Below are 20,877 nucleotides of genomic sequence, written 5' to 3' on the forward strand. Positions count from 1 at the left end.
ATAGAGGGCGGTCACCAGTAGTCGGGCAGGTGGTAGCGGTGGGTGTTGGTGGCGTGCCACTCGTGGTTGCCGGACACCCAGGCGGCGAGCCCCTGGGCGTAGCGCTCCACGAGGGGCGAGGTGGCGGACAGCAGCGCCGACTCCTCCTCGAAGGCCGCCATGATCCGGTTGTGGATCTCGACGGACCTCAGGTAGGCGGCCTTCAGCCCGCACCGCTCGTTGGCGGCGACGACCTGCGGCAGGTTCAGATGCGAGGGGTCGCTGGCCAGCTCCTTGGTGAAGGAGTACAGGTCGTTCACGATCGTGGTGGCGTTGCAGGCGAGGGCGGTGATCCGCTGGATCTCGGGCCGGGCGTAGACCTGCTCGGGCAGTTCGTAGCCGTCCACGGCGTCGACGATGGACAGACAGGGCCGGAAGTTGTTGAACTGCCGCATCACCAGGTACTCCCAGACCCGGGGCACGTACGCCGTCTCCATCCAGGCGGCCTCGCCCAGGTAGCCCAGGTGCAGCCGGGCGATGTCGTGGACGAACCGGTCGGTCTGGCTGGGCGTGGCGAAGCTCGCGAAGTCCGCGATGGCGAAGTGGTAGGAGCGCAGCGGACCGTCGGCCTGGATGCCCTGCCGCCACTCCTCCTCCAGTTCCGGGACGCCGTGGTAGGGGTCGAGGGCCGACTGGGCGATGATCAGCGGGCCGCCCAGACCGCGTCGTGATCCGCCCCGGCCCTCGTCCTCCTCGCAGTAGCAGGAGTCGACGATGTTCTCGGCCAGCAGCAGCTTCCCGGCGGCCGTCAGACGGTCCAGATCGAGCGCGCCCGGATGCTGCAGTACGACGGCCCGGCCGAACTGGAAGCCGGAGAAGTCCCCCTTCCAGGCCGCCGGGAAGAGATCGAGCCCTTGCGCCCAGGTCTCCAGCCGGCGGTCCACCTCGGCGGCCTTCACCGGGTCGGCGGGCGCGGCCTGCTGGTGGTGCAGTCCGGGGATCGCCCCGGTGCGTCGGCGTCTGCGCAGGCTCTGGGCGACATTGGGCGGCCCGGGCAGCGTGTAGGAGGGGCCGGCGGTGGTGGTGGGGTGCTCGGATGTCATTCGGGGAACCGGCCGATCTGTACGTTCTCCAGGATCCCGGCCGCGTCGGGCACGAGGATCGCCATCGAGTAGTAGGCGGTGACGAGGTAGCTGATGATCGCGGCGGCGTCGATGCCCATGAACCGGACGTTCAGCCCCGGCTGGAACTCCTCCGGGATGCCCGTCTGGTGCAGGCCGATGACGCCCTGGTCGGCCTCGCCGGTGCGCAGCGCGATGATGCTCGTGGTGTGGTCGTCGCTGATCGGGATCTTGCTGCACGGGAAGATCGGCACCCCGCGCCACGCCGGTACCTCATGGCCGTCGACGCTCGCGGTGCCGGGCACCAGACCGCGCCGGTTGCACTGCCGGAAGAACGCCGCGATCGCCTTGGGATGCGCGAGGAACACCTTGGTCTTGCGCCGCATCGACAGCAGCTCGTCCATGTCGTCCGGCACCGGCGGACCGGTGAAGGTGCTGATCCGCTGCCCGTAGTCGACATTGTGCAGCAGCCCGAACTCCCGGTTGTTGACGAGCTCCCACTCCTGGCGCTCGCGGATCTCCTCGACCGTGAGCCTGAGCTGCTGCTGGGTCTGGTCCATCGGGTGGTTGTAGAGATCGGCGACCCGGGTGTGCACCCGCAGCACGGTCTGGGTGAGGGACAACTCGTATTCGCGCGGGGTGAGTTCGTAGTCCACGAAGCCGCCGGGCAGCGTGGGCTCGCCGACATGGCCGGCCTGCACCGGCACCTCGGCCTCGCCCTTGCGGTTCATGGGCCGGTTCTGCCGCTCGACATAGGCCTGGAGATGCGCGGCGAGGGAGGGCACCCGCTCGGTGAACTCCTGCACGACGGCCCACGGCAGCGCCAGCACCACGCCCGCGGTCTCGGCCCGCACCGAGGCCAGCCACAGCGGATCGGACTGGCCGACCGCCTCGTCGCCCATCTGGTCGCCGTCGGTGACGACCCCGGTGATCTCCTCCTCCCCGTACTTGCCGGCGGTGTAGCGGGTGAACCGGCCGTGGACGACCAGATAGGCCTCCGTCACCGGCTGGCCCGCCTCGAACAGCACCTGCCCCGCGCGCACCTCCCGGGGCTGGAAACGGGTGGAGATCTCCCGGAGCACGTCGGTGTCGGGGTAGCCGCGCAGGATCGGCAGCTCGGTCAGCGTCTGAGGGATGACCCGGATGTCGTCGGCGCCGTTCTGCTCGAAGTGCACCCGGCCGCGCCCCGTGCGCAGCGTCAGGCGCCGGTTGACCCGGTAGGCGCCGCCCTTGACGTCCACCCAGGGCAGTGTCTTCAGCAGCCATCGCGAGGTGATGGCCTGCATCTGCGGTTCGGACTTGGTGGTGGTGGTGAGCTGGCGGGCCGCCCGGGTGCTGAGGCTGGTGAGCTGCCCGTCGGTCTCGGGCTCGGGGGCTGGTTCGTCGACGGCGGGACCGGTGGCGCTGTCCGGTGTGGTCACATTCCCTCCAGCGGAGTTGCTTGCGAACAGAGGTGGCCGGATCGATGGCTGGTGAGCGTGGTGGCCCTGCACCGTGGCCAAGCCAAACAGTCCTTGTGAGGTGCCCGATACAGCGCGAAGGGGGCGGAACAGTCCACTGGGTGTCGTAAACCTATTGATCGGGGCACGTCCGACAAACCGCGTGCCCGTACGCCGGTGCACTGCGCCCCCGGCCGGCCGTCCCGTGCGCCGGTGTGGTGCGCCCCCGGGGGCTCAGGACAGGTCGTCGACCAGCACGGCCGCCCCGTCGAACCGGCCGGCCTTGAGATCGCCGAGCGCCTGTGGGGCCCGCGACAGCGGATAGGGGTGCGTGGTCGCGCGGACACCGTGCCGGGCGGCGAGGGCGAGGAACTCCCGGCCGTCCGCACGGGTGTTGGAGGTGACGCTGCGCAGCTCCTTCTCGTAGAAGAGCTCGGTCTCGTAGTGCAGCGGCGGTACGTCGGTCAGATGGATGCCGGCGAGGGCCAGCACCCCGCCCCGGTCGAGGGCGCGCAGCGCCACCGGGACCAGCCCGCCGGCCGGGGCGAACAGGATCGCCGCGTCCAGCGGCTCCGGCGGCGGCTCGCCGACGTCGTGCGCCGAGGCCGCGCCCAGCTCCAGGGCCAGCCGCCGGGCCGCCGCACTCCGGGTGACCACATGCACCCGGGCGCCCTCGGCGAGCGCCACCTGCGCGCACAGGTGGGCGCTGCCGCCGAAGCCGTACAGCCCGAGCCGGCCGCCCGCGGGCAGCGCGGTCCGGCGCAGCGCGCGATGGCCGATGATCCCCGCGCACAGCAGCGGCGCCGCCGCCACGTCGTCCAGGGCCTGAGGCAGCCGGTAGGCGAACCCGGCGGGCACGGTCGTGTACTGCGCGTATCCGCCGTCGGCGTCCCAGCCGGTGTACTCCGAGTGCGGGCACAGGTTCTCGGCGCCCCGCGCGCAGTACGCGCACACCCCGTCGGTGCGCCGCAGCCAGGCCACGCCCACCCGGTCGCCCGCCGCGAAGTCCCGCACCGCGGCCCCGGCCCCCACGACCTCGCCGACGACCTCGTGGCCGGGGGTCACCCCGGCCCGGTGCACCGGCAGATCACCCTCGGCGACATGCAGGTCGGTCCGGCACACCCCGCAGGCCCGCACCCGCACCAGCAGCTCGTCCGCCCCGGGCACCGGCACCGGCCGCTCCACCAGCTCCAGGGGCCGCCCGTCGACCGGCCCCGGCCGTACCACCGACCACGCCCGCATCGTGTCCGTCGTCATCGCACCGTCGCCTCCACCCTCAGTGTCCGGCGGCTTCCCCGTTCGGCGCGCGGGCCGAGGGCGGGATGGCTAGCGTGAGCTTCGGGGACACAGCGCTTCGAGGCGGGGGACCATCCGTACGGGACCACAGACCAGGAGGGCCGCGAGCATGGCCGTGCAACCCGAGGGAACGCCCTGTTGGGCCGATGCGATGTTCAGCGACGTCGAGGGAGCCAAGCGCTTCTACAGCGACGTCCTCGGCTGGACCTTCGGCGAGTCGTCGTCGGAGTACGGCAACTACACGCAGGCCTACGCGGACGGCAAGGCGGTGGCCGCCGTCGTCCCGCCCATGCCGGGCCAGGAGGGCCAGTCGCAGTGGTGCCTGTACTTCGCCTCGCCGGACGCCGCCGCCACCGCCGGGAAGATCCGGGAGAACGGCGGCGAGGTGCTGATGGAGCCGATGCAGGTAGGTGACTTCGGCACGATGTGCCTGGCCCGCGAGCCCAGCGGGGCCGTCTTCGGGGTGTGGCAGGCCGGTACCCACGAGGGCTTCGAGGCGACCGCGACCCCGGGCGCCTACTGCTGGGCCGAGGTCTTCACCCGTGAGCCCGAGAAGGCCGACACCTTCCTCTCCGCCGTCTTCCCGTACCGGATGAAGGACATCCTGGACGACGCGGTGGACTTCCGGATGTTCGACATCGGCGAGAACACCGTCCTCGGCCGGATGCGGATGACCGACGACTTCCCGCCCGAGGTGCCCTCGTACATCAATGTCTATTTCACCGTGGACGACTGCGACGCGGCCGTGGCCCGGGCCACCAAGCTGGGCGGTGTCCTCCGCTTCGGGCCGATGAGCAGCCCCTTCGGCCGGTTCGCGGCCCTGAGCGACCCGCAGGGCGCGAACTTCTCGGTGATCGACATCACGACCACCGAGGGCGAGATGCCCAAGGTCCAGGACGTCTGACCCACCCGCTACGGGGTCCGGCCCGCTCGTGGCATGATCGTGCACATGCGTGAACGTGTGGTGGCCGCGTGCGACGGGGCTTCGAAGGGAAACCCCGGACCGGCCGGATGGGCATGGGTGGTCTCCGACGACGAGCGGACCGCCGCCCGCTGGGAGGCGGGCCCGCTGGGCCGGGCCACCAACAACGTCGCCGAACTCACCGCCCTGGAGCGGCTGCTCACGGCCGTCGACCCGGACGTGCCGCTGGAGATCCGGATGGACTCCCAGTACGCGATGAAGGCCGTGACCACCTGGCTGCCCGGCTGGAAGCGCAACGGCTGGAAGACCGCGGCCGGCAAGCCCGTCGCCAACCAGGAGCTCGTGGTCCGCATCGACGCGCTCCTCGACGGCCGGAAGGTCGAGTTCCGCTACGTCCCGGCGCACCAGGTCGACGGCGACCCGCTGAACGACTTCGCCGACCGCGCCGCCAGCCAGGCCGCCTCGGTCCAGGAGGCGGCGGGCAGCGCGCTCGGCTCCCCCGAGCCGCCGCCCTCGCCCGACACCCCGAAGGCGGCCGCCCCGCGCAGGAAGGCGCCCCGCCGCACCGGCGGCGGAGCGTCGTCGTCCCGCACCATCAAGGCGAAGTTCGCCGGCCGCTGCCTGTGCGGCCGTTCCTACGCGGCCGGCGAGTCCATCGCCAAGAACGCGCAGGGCTGGGGCCACCCGGAGTGCCGTACCGCCGAGGCCTGATCAGCCGTCTTCAGCTGTCATCAGCTGTGTTCAGCTGTGTTCAGCTGTCGAAGGTGTAGTACTTCGTGTGGTCCAGCAGATCCGCCGGACGCACGTCGTTCCACGGTTTCATCGTGTCGTTCAGGTCGACGACGTCCGGCGTGCCGCCGGCCGGCACATACGCCGCGTCCGGGTGCCGCCGCTGCCACTCGGCCCACAGTTTGTCGACGAAGGCGTGGTGCAGCCAGAACACCGGGTCGTTGGGGGAGACCCCGGTGGCCATGTGGCCGCCGACCCAGACATGGACCCGGTTGTGCAGATTGACCCCGCGCCACCCCTCCAGGTTGTTGCGGAAGCCGTCCGAGGCGCTGTTGTACGGCGCCATGTCGTACGTCGATATGGACAGCACCGACTCCACCTCCGCGCGCGTCGGCAGCTCGCGCACGGCCGTGCCCAGCGAGCGACGCAGGAACGGACGGCCGTCCACCCGTATGGTCATCGGCCAGTTGCCGGCCGAGGCGGCGAACGGGCCGTCCAGCACCCGGCCGTCCGTGCTGCGCCCCGTGCCGCCGAGGAAGTCCGGCGCCCACAGCGCGGCACGCACCGTGCGGTCGGTGCTCCAGTCCCAGTACGGCAGCGCGACCGAGGAGTCCACCGACTGCAGCGCCTGTTCGAAGTCGAGCAGGAATCTGCGGTGCCAGGGCAGGAAGGAGGGGGAGCGGTGGCCGGTCCGCTCGCCGGTGTCGGTGTCCGCCATGATGAAGGCGTTGTGCGTGCGGACGAACTCGTCGTAGCGTCCGCTGCGCTTGAGTGCGAGGACGGCGTCGACGAAACGCTTCTTCTCGTCGGCGGTCAGCGTGGCCTGGTTCTTGCGTACGGTCATGATGCGCGATGCTCCGAAAAGTCCTTGCGGGGGCGGTCAGTTGGCGGGGAAGGGCAGTAACGGGGCGCCCTGCAGCTCGTCCACGGCCGCCCGGGCGGCGGCGCGCGGGGTGGGCACCGGGTCGTAGTGGCTGACGACGCTGATCCAGCTGCCGTCGGCGTTGCGCATCACGTGCAGCTGCACGCCGTCGACCAACACCTCGTAGCCGCCGCCGTGTTCGTGGTGGTGGCCGCCCGCGCCCATCGGACGGCCCTGTATCCGGCGGCCGTGGTAGACCTCGTCGAAGGTGCCCGGCATCGGCATGGAGCGGTCGTGGCCGGCGGCCGAGGCCGCGGGTGCCGCGAGGGCGGTGACGGTGGCCGTCGCGGCGAGGGCCGCCGTCGCGGTGAGCGCGCGGCGCCGGGTGATGTCGGGCATGCGGGTCCTCCTGGAAGGTGTTCCGGTGGTGACGACGCATGCCTATCGGGGGTGCCGGGACGGGGAGAAATCCCCCGGAAGCCGTTGGCTTTGATTCGGACAATTGCCCATAAGTCGTACAGCGTTGAACCAGGGGTGATCTTGCTGTGATCGGGGGCCGATCCGTTCCGGAACCGGGAATTCCTTGCCGCGCCGGCCGTCATTCCGGCGATCCTTCTCGTCCGCCGTCCGTCCGAGTGGCCCGGCTCACCACGCCAAACTGACGCGATCGGACGGCCCGCCCGCCCTGCTACTCTGCGGTTGCGTTCGACTACTTTGGGTGACTAGCCCGGTTTCCCTTCGCCCCCCACCCGAGGAGACCCGTCCATGGCCGTGCCCGCCTCGTTCGACCAGACCCCGTCCGGCTACAGCCTGCAACGCGCCTACTGGCTGGCTCGCGCGGCCGACCTCGCCTACAAGGACCGCCCTGCCATCGAGGAGCAGGCCGCCCAGTGGGGCTTCGGCCAGGTGCGCCATCACGAGACCCGCTTCACGCCGCCCTTCCCGCTGCAGGACGCCCAGGCGTACACCATGGCCGGCGACCGGATGATCGTCATCGCGTTCCGCGGCACCGAACCCGCCCAGATCAAGGACTGGCTCACCGACGCCACCACTCCGCCGAGGCCCGGACCGGGCGGCAACGGATACGTCCACCACGGATTCGCCGAGGCCCTGGAGTCGGTGTACCCGGCCGTCCACGACACCCTCGCCGAGCTGCGCAGCGACGGCCAGGCCGTGTACTTCACCGGGCACAGCCTGGGCGGCGCCCTGGCGATGCTGGCCGGCGCCCGGATGTATCTGGAGGACCCGCACCTGGCCGCGGACGGCGTCTACACCTACGGCCAGCCGCGCACCTGCGACCGGCTGCTCGCCGAGGCCTTCCACAAGGGATTCGGCGGCCGCATGTACCGCTTCGTCAACAACAACGACATCGTCCCCCAGCTGCCGCCCGAGCCCGTCTTCACCCATGTCCGCGCGCTGCGCTACATCGACTCCGGCGGCACGCTGCACGAGAGCATGCCGATGTTCTCGGCCCTCACCGACCGGGCCAAGGGGCTGACCGCCGATGCCTTCGCACCGGCCTCCGACGGCATCCGCGACCACTTCATGCACAACTACCTGGCGGCCCTGGAGAAGTGCCTCGGCTGAGCCCCCGTGCGGCACCCGGAAAAGCGTTGGTGAATGGTCATTCACTCGATAAGGTGAATTGTCATTCACCGCACCGCCGTGCCGTCCTCAGGAGCGCCGATGGACCAGCCCGCCCCGATACCCCGGCCACCGACCGGCGCACCCCCGCTGCGGGACCGGCTCACGATTCCCGTGCTGGCCTCCGGCGGCATCCTCATGGCGGTCATGCAGACCGTCGTCGTCCCGCTGCTGCCGGACCTGCCCCGGCTCACCGGCGCCTCCGCCGCGACCGTCTCCTGGACGGTCACCGCCACCCTGCTCTCCGGCGCCGTCCTCACCCCGGTGCTCGGCCGGGCCGGCGACATGTACGGCAAGCGCCGGGTGCTCACCTCCGCACTCGCCCTGATGACCCTCGGCTCGGTGCTGTGCGCCCTGACCTCCGACATCGGCGTGCTCATCGCCGCCCGCGCGCTCCAGGGCGCCGCCGCCTCCGTCGTACCGCTGTCGATCAGCATCCTGCGCGACGAGCTCCCGCCGGAGCGCCGGGGTTCGGCGGTGGCGCTGATGAGTTCCACCGTCGGTATCGGCGCCGCCCTCGGTCTGCCGCTCGCCGCGCTGGTCGTCCAGTACGCCGACTGGCACACCATGTTCTGGCTGACCAGCGCCCTGGGCGCGCTGGGTGTCGCGGCGACCTGGTGGGCGGTCAAGGAGTCGCCGGTGCGCGAGCCCGGCCGGTTCGACGTGCTCGGCGCGCTCGGGCTCGCCGCCGGCCTGGTCTGCCTGTTGCTGGGTGTGTCGCAGGGCGGGACCTGGGGCTGGGGGAGTGCCCGGGTCCTCGGGCTGTTCCTCGGGGCCGTCGTCGTCCTCGCCCTGTGGTGGTGGCAGCAACTGCGCGCCGAACGGCCGCTGGTCGACCTGCGGCTGGTCTCCCGGCCGCGGGTGGGCCTGTCACATGTCGCCGCCATGCTCACCGGGTTCGCCTTCTACGCCAACTCGCTGGTCACCGCACAGCTGGTGCAGGCGCCGAAGGCCACCGGCTACGGCCTCGGCCTGTCCATCGTCGCCACCGGTGTGTGTCTGCTGCCCGGCGGCGTGACCATGCTGCTGTTCTCGCCGCTGTCGGCCCGCATCTCGGCCGCCCGCGGCCCGCGGATCACCCTCGCGCTGGGCGCCGCCGTCATCGCCTGCGGCTACGCGGTCCGTATCGCCGACAGCCGCGACCTGTGGATGATCATCGTCGGGGCCACCGTGGTGGCGACCGGCACCACGCTCGCCTACTCGGCGCTGCCCACCCTGATCCTGCGGGCCGTCCCGGCCGGCCAGACCGCCTCCGCCAACGGCGTCAACGTCCTCATGCGCACGATCGGCCAGGCCACCTCAAGCGCCGCCGTCGCCGCCGTCCTCGTCCACCACAGCAGCCCGGCCGGCGGCATCCCCATCCCCACCCTGCACGGCTACCAGCTGGCGTTCGCGATGGCGGGCGCCGTGGCCCTCGCGGCCTGCGCGGCCGCCCTGTCCATCCCCGGCGACGGCCCCGCGGACGGCCCCCGCCGCGCCGCGGGCGCCATCCGGGGCGCCCGCGACGAGGCGATGGAGGGAGCATGAGGGGCGTGAGCACTCCACCCGCACCGAGCATGTCCGCGCGCCGTGACGCCGAGGCCACCAAGGCGGCCATCCTCAAAGCGGCCCGCCACCTCCTCGCCCGGCACGCGCACGCCGACATCACGCTCAAGGCGGTCGCCGAACGGGCCGGTGTCAGCCCGCCGTTGATCGTGAAGTACTTCGGCAACAAGGACGCCCTGTTCGCCCGCGTGATGTCCTTCGACACCGACGCCGACGCCCTGCTGGACGCACCGCTCGCCGACCTCGGCCGGCACATGGCCCGGCACGTCCTGGCCAGCCAGCGCGAGCGCGGCGCCGACCCGCTGCTGCGCATCGCCTTCGCCCCGCTGCACGGCGACCACGGCGACGTCCTGCGCGCCAACTTCCGCGCCCAGGTGACCGAACGCCTCGCCGCCCGGCTCACCGGCCCCGACGCCGGCCTGCGCGCCGAACTCGCCGTCGCCGCGCTCGTCGGCCTCGGCGTGATGTACGGCATCGCACGCGGCCCGCACCTGCGCGAGAGCGACGTCGACACCATCGCCGACCGCTACGGGCCGCTCGTACAGGGCCAGTTGACCCCCGGGAGCTGATTCACCCGCCGGTCCGGGGGCCGGTGAGCAGTGCCTGCGCCGACGTGCGGAAGGCCGTGAGCAGCCGGCCGTTGTCGCCGGCGCGGGTCGCCAGGGCGACCTGGCTCGGCGCGACGCCGTGCAGCGGGATCGCGGTCAGGCCGGGGCGCAGGGGGATGCCCGCGACGCCCGCGGTGATCGCCAGCGCCTGGCCGGAGGCGACGAGTTCGAACTTGTCCTCGAAGTCGCCGACGTACGGGCCGTCGGGAGCCGGGCACCCGTCGGGGCGCGGGTCGATGCGCCAGAACGCGTCCCTGAGCCGGTCCCCGACCCGTGGGAGCGGCTCGTCGGCGATGTCGTCCACGGTGACCGACTCCTTGCCGGCCAGCCGGTGGTGGATGGGGACCACGACGACGCGCGGCTCGTCGTACAGCACCGTGACCCGCAGGCCCTCCGTCGCGAAGGGCAGCCGGGCCACGAGCGCGTCCACGTGGTGGTCGAGCAGCGCCTGGCGCGCCTGAGTCCCACGCAGGTGCGTGGTCCGCACCTCGGCGTCCGGAAACCTGCGGCGCAGGGCGCGCACGGCCGAGGTGACGTAGACACCGGTGGTGTACCCGATGGTGATCCGGCTGGGCTCGGCGGCGGCCCGGGCCACCGCGGCCGCCTGTGCCGCGGTGCGCAGCAGGGCCTTCGCGCGCGGCAGGAAGGCCTCGCCCGCCTCGGTGAGCCGGGTGCCCTGCGGCGTACGGTCGAGCAGCCGGGCGCCGAGCACCTGCTCCAGCCGCCGCACCTGGCGGCTCAGGGACGGCTGGGTGATGTGCAGCGCGGTGGCGGCGCGCCCGAAGTGCCGGTGCTCGGCGACGACGGTGAAGTACCGCACCAGCCTCAGGTCGAGGTCCGGGGCGGCTGCTGGGACGTCCATGCCGCCAGCGTAGGCCCACCGCCCGACGTGGTGTGATGCCCGAAGTGCATTGCGTGATGCGTAAGAAGCCTTGGACGCGGCCGGCTCCGTGGACGAACGATGGCAGCACTTCCCCCAGCATCCGAGGAGTGCGTCCCCATGCGTGTTTTCGTCACCGGTGCCACCGGGTTCATCGGCTCCGCCCTCGTTCCGGAACTGACCGGCGCGGGCCACGAGGTCGTCGGCCTCGCCCGCTCGGACGACGGCGCGGACGCCCTGCGGGCGGCCGGGGCCGAGGTCCACCGGGGCGGCCTGCACGACCCCGAGGGCCTGGCCCGCGCGTCGGCCCGGGCCGACGGTGTCATCCACCTCGCCGCCGTGTACAACACCCCTGACCTCCACACCGCCGGAGCCGTCCAGCTCAGGGCCATCGAGGCGATCGGCGCCGCCCTGGCGGGCTCGGAGCGGCCTTTCGTGGTCACCTCGGGCACGGTGATCGCCCCGGCGGGCCGTCTCGCCACCGAGGAGGACGGGCCCGCACCGGGCACCCACCGGACCCCCGCCGAGGAGGCGACCGTCGCCCTGGCCGAACGCGGTGTGCGCAGCTCACTGGTCCGGCTCGCGCCCTCGGTGCACGGCCGCGGCGACCACGGCTATGTGCCGCGTCTGATCGCGATCGCCCGGGAGAAGGGCGTGGCGGCGTACGTCGGTGACGGCACCAACCGCTGGCCCGGCGTGCACCGTCTCGACGCGGCCCGCCTGTTCCGGCTGGCCCTGGAGAAGGCCCCGGCGGGCACCCGGCTGCACGGCGCGGACGAGGAAGGGGTGCCGTTCCGTGCCATCGCCGAGGTCATCGGCCGCCACCTGGCCGTCCCGGTCACCGGGATCGCTCCCGAGGAGGCCGGCGAACACTTCGGCTTCCTCGGCCGCTGGGCCGCGGTCGACAACCCCACGTCGAGCGCGCTGACCCGCACGCTGCTCGGTTGGGAGCCGCGCGAGCCGGGACTCCTCGCGGACCTCGACGAGGGGCACTACTTCCAGGCCTGAGTCAGCGCAGCAGCCGGTCCAGGAAGGCGTTGCCGAACACCCGGTGCGGGTCCAGACGGTCGAGCGTCGCGACCGCCTGCCGCCACACCCCGGGCCCGAACCTGCCCGGCACGGCCGTGCCCAGCACCTCGGCGTCGCTCCAGGCGGCGTCCGCCGTGTACCCCCAGCCCTTGGACCACTCCACGCGGGCGAGGCCGGACCCGCCGTCGTACGCGTCCAGCAGGAACCGCTCCAGCTCGCGCAGGAACGCCTCGGCGTACGGCGTGCCCGGCAGGGTCAGCACGTCCAGCCACACCGCGGTGTCCCACTCGGGGCGGTCCGCGCTCGGCCGCAGCGCGGACAGCGACGGCGCCTGCGCGCCGGGCACGCCGGTCTCCGCCGGGTCGTCGAGACCGGTGACCCGGATCTCCACCGAGCCGTTGACCGGGAAACGGCCCTGTGCCGCGTACGCCTCCAGCCGCTGCCGGTAGTACCGGGTGAACTCGTGCACCACCCGCTGCACTCCGGCCCGGCTGGTGAGCACCGCGTACCCGTTCGCGGTCACCCGCAGGGTGGTCGGGCGGAGATACAGCAGCGTGTTCTTCGACGGCCCCCACAGGTCGGCGGAGTCCGTGGCCGCGAGCCCCAGGGAGGCCACGGTGAGCTGCGCGGCGCCCAGCTCCGGCGCCAGATACCAGGCCGCGTCCGCGACCAGCCGCCCCACCAGATCGGCCACGGGCGTCGGCACGCTGTCGGAGAAGGGATAGTTGTACGGCGAGGTGACGTGCCGTGAGCCGGCCGGCCGCACCGGCGCGACGCTCCACTCCTTCAGCCACGGGAACTCGGTGAAGGCGAACCAGATCGCCTCGACGCGCCCCGAGCGACGCAGGAAGCTCTCCAGCGTGCGTCCTCCGGAGCCGGGCGCGGCGAACAGTTCACGGGCCGGGACGTCGGTACGGCTGACACAGCGCAGCGGGGCGTCCGGACCGACCCGCAGGACCACCTCCGTGACCAAGGTCCGGCCGAGATGCGTGAGCAGCGCGGCACAGTCCGCCTCGTCGCGGCGGAACGTCCGCAGCACGTACGCCCCGGCGGCCGTGTCCCACACGACCGCCGTCAGCTCCAGGATCCGGTTGCCGAGCGAGCCGTAGGTGCTTCCCGGCAACGGGCGTTCGCCGGCGGCCGGTACGGCCGTGCCGTGCGCGTCGACGGCCAGGGCGCCGCCCAGGGTCAGGTCGCCCGGCGCGGGCGTCGCGGTCAGGCCGAGTCCGTGCCCCTCCAGGAAGGTGAGCAGGGCCTGAAGGGTGACCCCGGTGCCGGCGCGGACCGCGGAGTCCGACTCCAGCTGCAGCGCGGTCAGATGCGGGGCGGTGTCGACCAGCAGCACACGGCTGTCCGACCGCGTCCCCTCGGTGATCGTGAGCGGTGACCAGCCGTGGGAGCGGCCCCGTGCCCGGATGCGCCAACCGCTGCGCCGGGCCCAGCCGACCACGGCGAGCACCTGCTCCGGATCGGCCGGTGCGCAGGCCCACAGGCCGTCGGCGGTGATCTCACCCACCCAGTTGCGGTACGCCGAGCGGTAGAGCGCCACCCGCTCCGGAAACCCCGGGAGTTCGGCTGCGGCCACCGCCGGGTCGCCCGCGAGCAGCACGGGTACGGCCGCCAGCGCGGCGGCGCCCCGCAGCAGTCGGCGTCGGCCGAGCGGACTCGAACCGCCCTGCGCGTCAGGGAAGTTGTCCATCGAACGATCGATCACAGGGCCACGCTAAGGGCCGCTTTGCCTCCCTCCGGGGTCCGTAGACCCATCTCACCCATGTGGGTGAAAACACCCGGCCCGACCCGCGGAGCGGCTCGTTCCGCATGCTCCGGTGCCGGGTGACAGACTGACGCCATGGACGAACGCGTAATCGGCAGGTCGGGTCAGTGGGCATCGGTGGTCGGCCTCGGCACATGGCAGCTGGGCGCCGACTGGGGCGACGTGGACGACAAGCAGGCCCTGTCCGTCCTGGAAGCGGCGGCCGAGGCGGGGGTCACCTTCTTCGACACGGCCGATGTGTACGGCGACGGACGCAGCGAGGAGACCATCGCCTCCTTCCTGCGCGGCCGGCCCGACCTGCATGTGCTGATCGCGACCAAGATGGGCCGCCGGGTCGAGCAGGTCCCCGAGAACTACGTGCTGGACAACTTCCGTGACTGGAACGACCGTTCGCGCCGCAACCTCGGCGTCGACCGCATCGACCTGGTCCAGCTGCACTGCCCGCCGACGCCCGTCTACTCCAGCGACGCGGTGTTCGACGCCCTGGACACCCTGGTCGAGGAGGAACGCATCGCGGCGTACGGGGTGAGCGTGGAGACCTGTGCGCAGGCGCTGACCGCGATCGCCCGGCCGCGTGTGGCGAGCGTGCAGATCATCCTCAACCCGTTCCGTATGAAGCCCCTGCGCGAGGTGCTGCCCGCGGCCCGCGAGGCCGGCGTCGGCATCATCGCGCGCGTGCCGCTCGCCTCCGGCCTGCTGTCCGGCAAGTACACCAAGGACACCGTGTTCGCCGCCGACGACCACCGCACCTTCAACCGGCACGGCGAGGCCTTCGACCAGGGCGAGACCTTCTCCGGGGTCGACTACGAGACCGGAGTCGAGGCCGCCGCCGAGTTCGCCGCGCTCGCCCCGCAGGGGTACACCCCGGCCCAGCTGGCGCTGCGCTGGATCATCGAGCAGGACGGCGTGACCACGGTGATCCCCGGCGCCCGCAACCCGGAGCAGGCCCGCGCGAACGCGGCCGCCGCCAAGCTGCCGCCGCTGCCCGAGGAGACGTTCACCGCGATCCGTGAGCTGTACGAGCGGCGGATCGAGGAGCAGGTCGAGTACCGCTGGTAGGCATCGTTTGAACGGACCGCCGGACGGTTACACGCACCGCATGACTGCGGACGGACGGCGCAGGGGCCGGGACGAGACCGAGGAGGAGCGGGCCGACCGGATGTGGGTCGAGCTCATCCAGGAGGTCCGCGTCGCCCAGACGGGCGTACAGATCCTGTTCGGCTTCCTGCTGACCGTCGTCTTCCAGCCGAAGTACTCCACGCTGCCCCACGCCGACCGGGTCATCTACATCGTGACCGTCCTCCTGGGCGCCTGCACCACCGGGGCTCTCGTCGGACCGGTCTCCCTGCACCGCCTGGTCTCCGGCCGCAGGGTCAAGCCGCAGGCGGTGCGGCTGGCGTCCCGGATGACCCTGGTGGGCCTGGTCCTGCTGCTGGCCACCATGACGGCGGCTCTGCTGCTGATCCTCCGGGTGGCCACGCACGGTACCTATGTGCCGGTGCTGGTGACGGCGGTCGTCGCCTGGTACCTGCTGTGGTGGCTCGGACTGCCCCTGTGGGCCCGCCACCTGCACACGTCCCGGTCCGAGGACGGGGACACGCGCCCGCCCGCGGCCCCGGCCGAGCGCGGACGTACGGACGGGTGATGATCTTCAGCCCGCGGAGAGGATCTCGGCCAACAGCTCGTCGACGGGGGCGCGTTCCTGCCCCGGCGGGACCACCCGGTGCGTCTCCCGCAGGAACGCGGCGACCGCGGGCGACCAGACGCACACCTCCGCGTGGTGCCGGCTGCCGTCCGGCCGGACCTCGCCGAGGAACTCCATGTGCAGCTCGTGCCACGAGTCGGTCGCGATGGGGCGCAGCCGTACGTCGCCGACGCCGACCGGCCGCGCCAGACCGTCCCAGAGCATCTCCCGGTCCAGCCGCCAGCACGCCAGCACATGGCCGTCGTGGCCGAAGACGGCGGTGACGGCGAACGGGTCGGCGGCGTCGTAACGGAGATGGGCCAGCACGGAACACCCGCCGGTGCTTTCCGAGCGAAGCTGTACCACCAGGGTCTTGTGCACGAACGTGTCCACGCGAGGGCCTCCGGCGACGATCGGCTCAGGGCCCTTTAGTACCCCTGTGGCGCCCGGCATGCTCAGCCGTGCGACGGATTCCCGCCGGCTCCGCGCAGCGCGGCCAGGCAGCTGCCGATGGCCTGCTGGAGTTCCTCCAGGCGCTGGACCATGTCGTCCTCGTAGTAGTCCTGTGCGTCGTCGAAGGTCAGCTCCTCGAACGCCCTGGTCGCCTTCTGCAGGCTGCTGTAGAACTTCGTCCGCCGCTCCTGGACGCGCAGTTCGGGGTCGGCCTCGACGGCCTCGGCGACGAGTGACTTCATGGTGCCGTAGGCCTCGGTGGCCCACTCGCCGGTGTCCTCGCCGTCCTCCAGCTCGTCGATCAGCGACAGATGCCGCTCGGCCTCCTCGCGCAGCTCGGCCGGGGCCTCGACGGTCTGCCCGGCCGGGGTCCTGATCTGCCCGGACTCGGCGATCTGCCGGACGTACCCGATCCGGTCGGCGGCCCGGCTCTCGGTCGCCACGGCCTTCTTCAGGTCGTCGGTCCGTACGACGTCACGCGCCAGTTCCGCCTGCAGCTCGGGGTCCTCCCGCACCCGGTCCAGCAGCGCGGCACGGGCCGCGCGGGCGGTGGAGGGGTCGGCGAGGATCGCGGCGCGCAGGGCGGTCGGGTTCTCGGCGACCTCCAGCGCCTTGGTGGGGCGGATGCCCTCGGCCGCGGCGGCCTCGGCGATCGCGGTACCGCGCTCGGAGGTCGCGCTGTTGCGGGAGACGTAGTAGCTCAGCCACACGTCCGCGTCCGGCAGGTCCGTCTCCTGGCCCGGCCGCAGTGCCTCGAAGTGCGGCACGAGCCCGTCGTCGGCGGCCCGGTCCCAGGCCCTGTAGTGGCGCATGACCCGCTCCGGGGAGCAGCCGGCCAGCTGTGCGAACTCCTTCGCGGACACCTTCGGCGTCTCCCCGGCGGCCTGTCCGCCCGGCCGTACACTGCGGGCCACCATCAGCGCGAAGGCCCAGCCTCCGGTGCGCGCGTACACCCCGAACTCACGGGCGTCGCGGGCCACCAGGTCGGACAGCGGGGACGTGGCCGGGGCGGACGTCTCGGACGGGTCGATGACCAGGGTCACGGATGACTCTCCTGCAACAATGCTCAAGGGACCGCACCCGGGAGCGGGCGCAGGCAGGAAAGCCTATCGGGACACAAAGGCCATGCCGGGCCGGACCCGTGCGGGCAGCGCGGTGTCAGCCGAAGGCCTCTCGCAGCGCGGGCAGCAGGGTCTTCGCCGACCAGTCCAGGTACTCCGGCTGCGCGTCGCCGCCGATCTGCACGAGTGCGATCTCCCCGAACCCGGCCTCGGCATAGGGGCGTACGGCCTCCACGAACGCGTCCGGGTCGTCACCGCACGGGATTGCGGCGGCGACGTCGTCCTCGTCCACGAACCGCGTCGCGGACTCGAAGGAGTCGGGGTGCGGCAGTTCGGCGTTCACCTTCCAACCGAGCCCGAACCAGCGGAACTGGGAGTGGGCGCGCTTGACGGCCGTGTCCCGGTCGGGGTCGTAGCACACCGGCAGCTGGCCGACGCGGGGCTTGCCGCTGCCGCCGTGCCGGTCGAAGGCCTCCATCAGCCCCGGTTTCGGTTCGGTGGCGATGACCAGGTCGGCGATGTGCCCGGCGAGCCGGCAGGACTGCTCGCCGGAGACGGCGATGCCGATCGGCGGCGGCTGCTCCGGCAGATCCCACAGCCGGGCCGACTCCACGTCGTAGTGCTGTCCGTGGTGGGTGACATGACCGCCCGCGAACAGCGCGCGGATGATCTCCACGGCCTCTTCGAGCATCTCGTGGCGCACGTCCACCGGGGGCCAGCCGCCGCCCACGACATGCTCGTTCAGGTTCTCGCCCGCGCCCAGCCCGAGCCGGAACCTGCCCTGCGACAGCAGCTGCACGGTGGCCGCCTTCTGCGCCACGATCGCCGGATGGTAGCGGAGGATGGGGCAGGTCACGTAGGTCATCAGCGGAATCCGCGAGGTGGCCTGGGCGGCGGCGCCCAGCACGCTCCACGCGTACGAGGAGTGGCCCTGCGAGCGCAGCCAGGGAAAGTAGTGATCGGAGATCACCGAGAAGTCGAACCCGGTCTCCTCGGCCCGTACGACGTGGTCCACGAGGTCCCGGGGTCCGGTCTGCTCGGTCATCATCGTGTATCCGATGTGCACCATAAGGGGCGAGTCCCCGGCTCGGCGGCCCGAAAACGAAAGGGCGCCGGTCAGTCGTCCGTCAGCCGGAACGTCTGCAGGAACGTCTTCAGCGCCAGCCGGTCGGCGGCGTCGGCCCAGGTCGCGGCCGGGGTGGTGAAGCGCAGGGAGTAGCCCTCGCCGCCGCCCGGCAAGAATCCCCGCCCGAAGGTGTGCACCCGCCCGTCCCCGCTCCCGGCCAGCCACTCCAGGTCGGCGGCCTTGTGGCCCTGGTACGTGGTGGCCCGGACGGTGCCGACGCGGTGGTAGCCGGGCAGCCGCTCCAGATCCGGTTCGACGTCCTCCCGCCAGATCGCCACGGGATCCGGGCCGACGTGCTCGCTGTGTGTGACGGCGAGGGTGGGGGAGGCGCCGTCCCGGCCGAAGGTGATGCGGTAGGCGCCGCCGGCCCGGGCGGTGGTCAGGCGCTTCCAGCCGTCGGGCAGGGCCACGGAGAAGCCCTCCGGGGCGGTGTAGCGGCGGTATCCGGCCGGCAGGGCGGACGGAGCGCTCGGGGCGGGGCTCGCGGAGGGCGTCGGGGCCCCACCGGTGTGCTTGTTCGACGGGGCGGCCGAGGCGGTGGACCGGGTCGGTGCCTGCGCGGTGCCGGTGCCCGGCAGCAGGTGGGCCGCGGCCAGGACGGCGGCGGCCACGGTGAGCACGGCAAGCGCGGTACCGGCCGCCAGGGCCACTCTGCTCCGCTCCCGCCCGGCCAGTCGCACCCCCGCGTACGCGCCGCGCAGCCGGGGCACGGGGGACGCCTGCCGGTCGGCGTCGGCGCCCCCGTCGAGGGTCCGGATCAGCGCCTCGCGGACCACCGGCCGGGTCAGCCGCTCCCGCGAGTTCTTCCGCAGCAGCCCCTGCACGGCCTGGGTGAGCGGGCCCGCGCGCAGCGGGGTGCGCAGCGGCAGCCGGTCCACGGCCTTCAGTGTGGCGTCGGGACGGCCGCGGTCCCGGAACGGCGGCCGTCCCTCCACCATCGTGTACAGCAGCGCACCCAGCGCCCATAGATCGGCGGCCGGCCCGATCCGCTCGTCACGTGCCTGCTCCGGGGAGGCGTACGACGGCGCCGTGAGCCGCGGCACCAGGGTCGCGCCGGCCAGCCCGAACCCGGTGACGACGACCGGACCGCTCTCCCGCACGAACACCTGACCCGGGCTCAGCTCGCCGTGGGTGATGCCCTCGTCGTGCGCCGCCTGCAGCACGTCGAGCAGCTCCAGGCCGATGCGGGCGGCCCGCACCGCGTTGAACGCGCCCTCCCGGTCGAGGAGTTCGGACAGGGGCGTGCCGTCGATCCACTCGGTGACCGTCCACAGGGTGCCGGCCTCCACCACCGCGTCGACGACCGTGGCGAGCTGGCCGGGACACCGCAGCCGCATGGTCTCGGAGGTCCGGATGACGCGGGCCGTGGCCCGGCGCGCGGTGTCGTCGTCGGCGGGCTCCGGCAGGGCGGTCTGGGCCACCAGCCGGGGCTGCTCCGCCGGCACGTCCTCGGCGTACCACCACAGGCGGTTCGTCTCGCGGGCGAAGACCTCCAGGAGCCGGTAGCGTCCGGCGACCAACTCGTGTGCGGAGACGTGCGCCTTGACCATGGTCATCCCTCGCTGGAACCCCTGTTGCGTGTCTCACAGAGGTACGCGGGGCGTGCGGGGGTGCGTTCAAAGAATCCGCGAGCCCGGTGCCGTTCCTGCCTTTCATTCAATTCTTCGAAAGGGCTTGCGAGTTTGGGATGGCCGCACCTGGTGGCGTTCGACCTGCGGGTTACCGAGGGTAAATTCCCGGGTGCGGCCGTGTGTCACAGCAGCCCGAACCGCTCGGCCCAGCCGGTCAGTTCCCGGGGTGCCGTATTGCCGCCGCACACCACGAGCCCGATCCGGGCGCCGTCGCCGACCCGCGCCACCACCTCCCGGGCGGCCGGCAGCAGACAGCCCGCGGCCGGCTCGGCCCACACCTTGGCGTGGTCGGCGAGGTCGAGCGAGCCCCGCACCGCCTCCCGGTCCGGGACCACCAGCACCTCCTCGACCAGCGCGGACACATGGTCGTACGTCAGCTGGGACACGGAGGGTGCGGTGAGCGTGGTCACCAGGGACGACACGGACACCGGCACCGGTCCGCCCGCCTTCAGCGCGGCGGACATGGCCTCGGCGCCCTCGGTCTCCACGCCCCACACCCGCACTCCGGGACGCCGGGCGGCCAGGGCCACCGCGACCCCGGCGATCAGTCCGCCGCCGCCGATACTGACGACGACGTCCGTCAGGTCCTCGGCATCCGCCGCCAGCTCCAGTCCGACCGTGCCCTGTCCGGCGATCACCACCGGGTCGTCGAACGGGTGGACCAGGGTCAGCCCCTCGTCCCGCAGCCGGGTCACCAGCTGGAACGCGCTGTCCATGCCGTCGGTCAGCCGCACCGACGCCCCCGCCTCCTCGGCGAGCGCGATGGAACGCGCGGACGCGGTACGGGGCATGACCACGGTCGCCTTCACCTCGAGGGCGGCGGCCATCACCGCGAGGGCGATCCCGTGGTTGCCGCCGCTGACCGCGACCACGCCCGCCGCCCGCTCGGCCTCGCTCAGCGCCAGCAGCTTCGCCGTCGCCCCGCGCGCCTTGAACGAGCCGGTGCGCTGAAGCAGTTCGAGCTTGGCGGTGACCGGGACGCCCAGCAGTTCGGTCAGCCCCGGACTCGGTACGGTCGGCGTCCGCACGACCTGTCCGGCGATCCGCTCCGCCGCGGCTTCGATCTCCTCGATGCTGATCAAGGTGCTTCACCT

General features: G+C 72.5%; 20 protein-coding genes. 8 read left to right on the forward strand and 12 right to left on the reverse strand.

Annotated elements, in window-relative coordinates; genetic code table 11:
• Positions 1 to 11: 11 nt before the first annotated feature.
• From BFF78_RS39085 to BFF78_RS39095, 3 genes are all read right to left on the reverse strand, one after another.
• Positions 12 to 1,082: a family 2 encapsulin nanocompartment cargo protein terpene cyclase gene (locus BFF78_RS39085; protein ID WP_069782778.1), complete on the reverse strand. Its 1,071-nt coding sequence runs from the start codon at positions 1,080 to 1,082 to the stop codon at positions 12 to 14.
• A complete protein-coding gene (locus tag BFF78_RS39090) occupies positions 1,079 to 2,521 on the reverse strand; it encodes a family 2B encapsulin nanocompartment shell protein (RefSeq protein ID WP_069782779.1) in 1,443 nt (480 codons plus the stop codon). The genes BFF78_RS39085 and BFF78_RS39090 overlap by 4 nt, the downstream gene beginning before the upstream one ends.
• 252 nt (positions 2,522 to 2,773) lie before the next feature.
• The gene (locus BFF78_RS39095) at positions 2,774 to 3,781 is read right to left on the reverse strand and encodes a zinc-binding alcohol dehydrogenase family protein (protein ID WP_193433696.1); all 1,008 of its coding nucleotides are present in this window, start codon (positions 3,779 to 3,781) and stop codon (positions 2,774 to 2,776) included.
• Positions 3,782 to 3,944: 163 nt separating this feature from the next.
• On the opposite strand from BFF78_RS39095, the gene BFF78_RS39100 reads away from it, so the two are divergent.
• Positions 3,945 to 4,739 (forward strand): VOC family protein, encoded by a 795-nt coding sequence (locus BFF78_RS39100; RefSeq protein WP_069782781.1) that lies wholly within the window; start codon positions 3,945 to 3,947, stop codon positions 4,737 to 4,739.
• 33 nt (positions 4,740 to 4,772) lie between these two features.
• Positions 4,773 to 5,468, forward strand: coding sequence for a ribonuclease H family protein (locus BFF78_RS39105; protein WP_069782782.1), 696 nt, complete (start codon positions 4,773 to 4,775; stop codon positions 5,466 to 5,468).
• 40 nt (positions 5,469 to 5,508) lie between these two features.
• Here BFF78_RS39105 and melC2 read toward each other — a convergent pair whose 3' ends face one another.
• The gene (melC2, locus tag BFF78_RS39110; protein ID WP_069782783.1) at positions 5,509 to 6,330 is read right to left on the reverse strand and encodes a tyrosinase MelC2; all 822 of its coding nucleotides are present in this window, start codon (positions 6,328 to 6,330) and stop codon (positions 5,509 to 5,511) included.
• Between the two features lie 36 nt (positions 6,331 to 6,366).
• Positions 6,367 to 6,747, reverse strand: a complete 381-nt coding sequence (gene melC1 / locus BFF78_RS39115; protein WP_069782784.1) for an apotyrosinase chaperone MelC1 — start codon at positions 6,745 to 6,747, stop codon at positions 6,367 to 6,369.
• A 366-nt stretch (positions 6,748 to 7,113) separates the two neighbouring features.
• Here melC1 and BFF78_RS39120 point away from each other — a divergent pair, with 366 nt between their 5' ends.
• The 3 genes from BFF78_RS39120 (at position 7,114) to BFF78_RS39130 (ending at position 10,106) form a co-directional block, all read left to right on the forward strand.
• Positions 7,114 to 7,935: a lipase family protein gene (locus tag BFF78_RS39120; protein WP_193433617.1), complete on the forward strand. Its 822-nt coding sequence runs from the start codon at positions 7,114 to 7,116 to the stop codon at positions 7,933 to 7,935.
• 99 nt (positions 7,936 to 8,034) lie between these two features.
• Positions 8,035 to 9,519: an MFS transporter gene (locus BFF78_RS39125; protein ID WP_069782785.1), complete on the forward strand. Its 1,485-nt coding sequence runs from the start codon at positions 8,035 to 8,037 to the stop codon at positions 9,517 to 9,519.
• Entirely contained in the window at positions 9,516 to 10,106 is a 591-nt protein-coding gene (locus BFF78_RS39130; RefSeq protein WP_069782786.1) for a TetR/AcrR family transcriptional regulator, read from the forward strand. Before BFF78_RS39125 ends, BFF78_RS39130 begins: the two co-directional genes overlap by 4 nt.
• A 1-nt stretch (position 10,107) precedes the next feature.
• On the opposite strand, the gene BFF78_RS39135 is transcribed toward BFF78_RS39130, so the two are convergent.
• The gene (locus BFF78_RS39135; protein WP_069782787.1) at positions 10,108 to 11,007 is read right to left on the reverse strand and encodes a LysR family transcriptional regulator; all 900 of its coding nucleotides are present in this window, start codon (positions 11,005 to 11,007) and stop codon (positions 10,108 to 10,110) included.
• 138 nt (positions 11,008 to 11,145) lie between these two features.
• Between BFF78_RS39135 and BFF78_RS39140 the strand changes: the two genes are divergently transcribed.
• Positions 11,146 to 12,033 carry an SDR family oxidoreductase gene (locus BFF78_RS39140; RefSeq protein WP_069782788.1) on the forward strand — a complete coding sequence of 296 codons (888 nt, stop codon included), beginning with the start codon at positions 11,146 to 11,148 and terminating at the stop codon, positions 12,031 to 12,033.
• A 1-nt stretch (position 12,034) separates the two neighbouring features.
• On the opposite strand, the gene BFF78_RS39145 is transcribed toward BFF78_RS39140, so the two are convergent.
• Entirely contained in the window at positions 12,035 to 13,753 is a 1,719-nt protein-coding gene (locus tag BFF78_RS39145) for a cholesterol oxidase substrate-binding domain-containing protein (RefSeq protein WP_069782789.1), read from the reverse strand.
• A 150-nt stretch (positions 13,754 to 13,903) separates the two neighbouring features.
• Here BFF78_RS39145 and BFF78_RS39150 point away from each other — a divergent pair, with 150 nt between their 5' ends.
• Together BFF78_RS39150 and BFF78_RS39155 are read left to right on the forward strand one after the other, a co-directional pair.
• On the forward strand, positions 13,904 to 14,887 hold the full coding sequence (locus BFF78_RS39150; RefSeq protein WP_069782790.1) for an aldo/keto reductase: 984 nt from the start codon (positions 13,904 to 13,906) through the stop codon (positions 14,885 to 14,887).
• A 40-nt stretch (positions 14,888 to 14,927) separates the two neighbouring features.
• On the forward strand, positions 14,928 to 15,473 hold the full coding sequence (locus tag BFF78_RS39155; protein WP_069784095.1) for a DUF6328 family protein: 546 nt from the start codon (positions 14,928 to 14,930) through the stop codon (positions 15,471 to 15,473).
• Between the two features lie 6 nt (positions 15,474 to 15,479).
• Here BFF78_RS39155 and BFF78_RS39160 read toward each other — a convergent pair whose 3' ends face one another.
• From BFF78_RS39160 to BFF78_RS39180, 5 genes are all read right to left on the reverse strand, one after another.
• Complete coding sequence (locus BFF78_RS39160; RefSeq protein ID WP_069782791.1) at positions 15,480 to 15,905, reverse strand: SsgA family sporulation/cell division regulator; 426 nt, start codon at positions 15,903 to 15,905, stop codon at positions 15,480 to 15,482.
• A 62-nt stretch (positions 15,906 to 15,967) separates the two neighbouring features.
• Positions 15,968 to 17,008, reverse strand: a complete 1,041-nt coding sequence (locus tag BFF78_RS39165) for a hypothetical protein (protein WP_069782792.1) — start codon at positions 17,006 to 17,008, stop codon at positions 15,968 to 15,970.
• Positions 17,009 to 17,123: 115 nt separating this feature from the next.
• Positions 17,124 to 18,095 (reverse strand): LLM class F420-dependent oxidoreductase, encoded by a 972-nt coding sequence (locus BFF78_RS39170; RefSeq protein ID WP_069782793.1) that lies wholly within the window; start codon positions 18,093 to 18,095, stop codon positions 17,124 to 17,126.
• Positions 18,096 to 18,142: 47 nt separating this feature from the next.
• Positions 18,143 to 19,708 (reverse strand): protein kinase domain-containing protein, encoded by a 1,566-nt coding sequence (locus BFF78_RS39175; protein ID WP_069782794.1) that lies wholly within the window; start codon positions 19,706 to 19,708, stop codon positions 18,143 to 18,145.
• A gap of 197 nt (positions 19,709 to 19,905) precedes the next feature.
• Positions 19,906 to 20,865, reverse strand: a complete 960-nt coding sequence (locus BFF78_RS39180) for a threonine/serine dehydratase (RefSeq protein ID WP_069782795.1) — start codon at positions 20,863 to 20,865, stop codon at positions 19,906 to 19,908.
• Between the last annotated feature and the right edge of the window lie 12 nt (positions 20,866 to 20,877).

Origin of the sequence: Streptomyces fodineus (genome assembly GCF_001735805.1) — a bacterium.
In the GTDB taxonomy this organism is placed as follows: domain Bacteria; phylum Actinomycetota; class Actinomycetes; order Streptomycetales; family Streptomycetaceae; genus Streptomyces; species Streptomyces fodineus.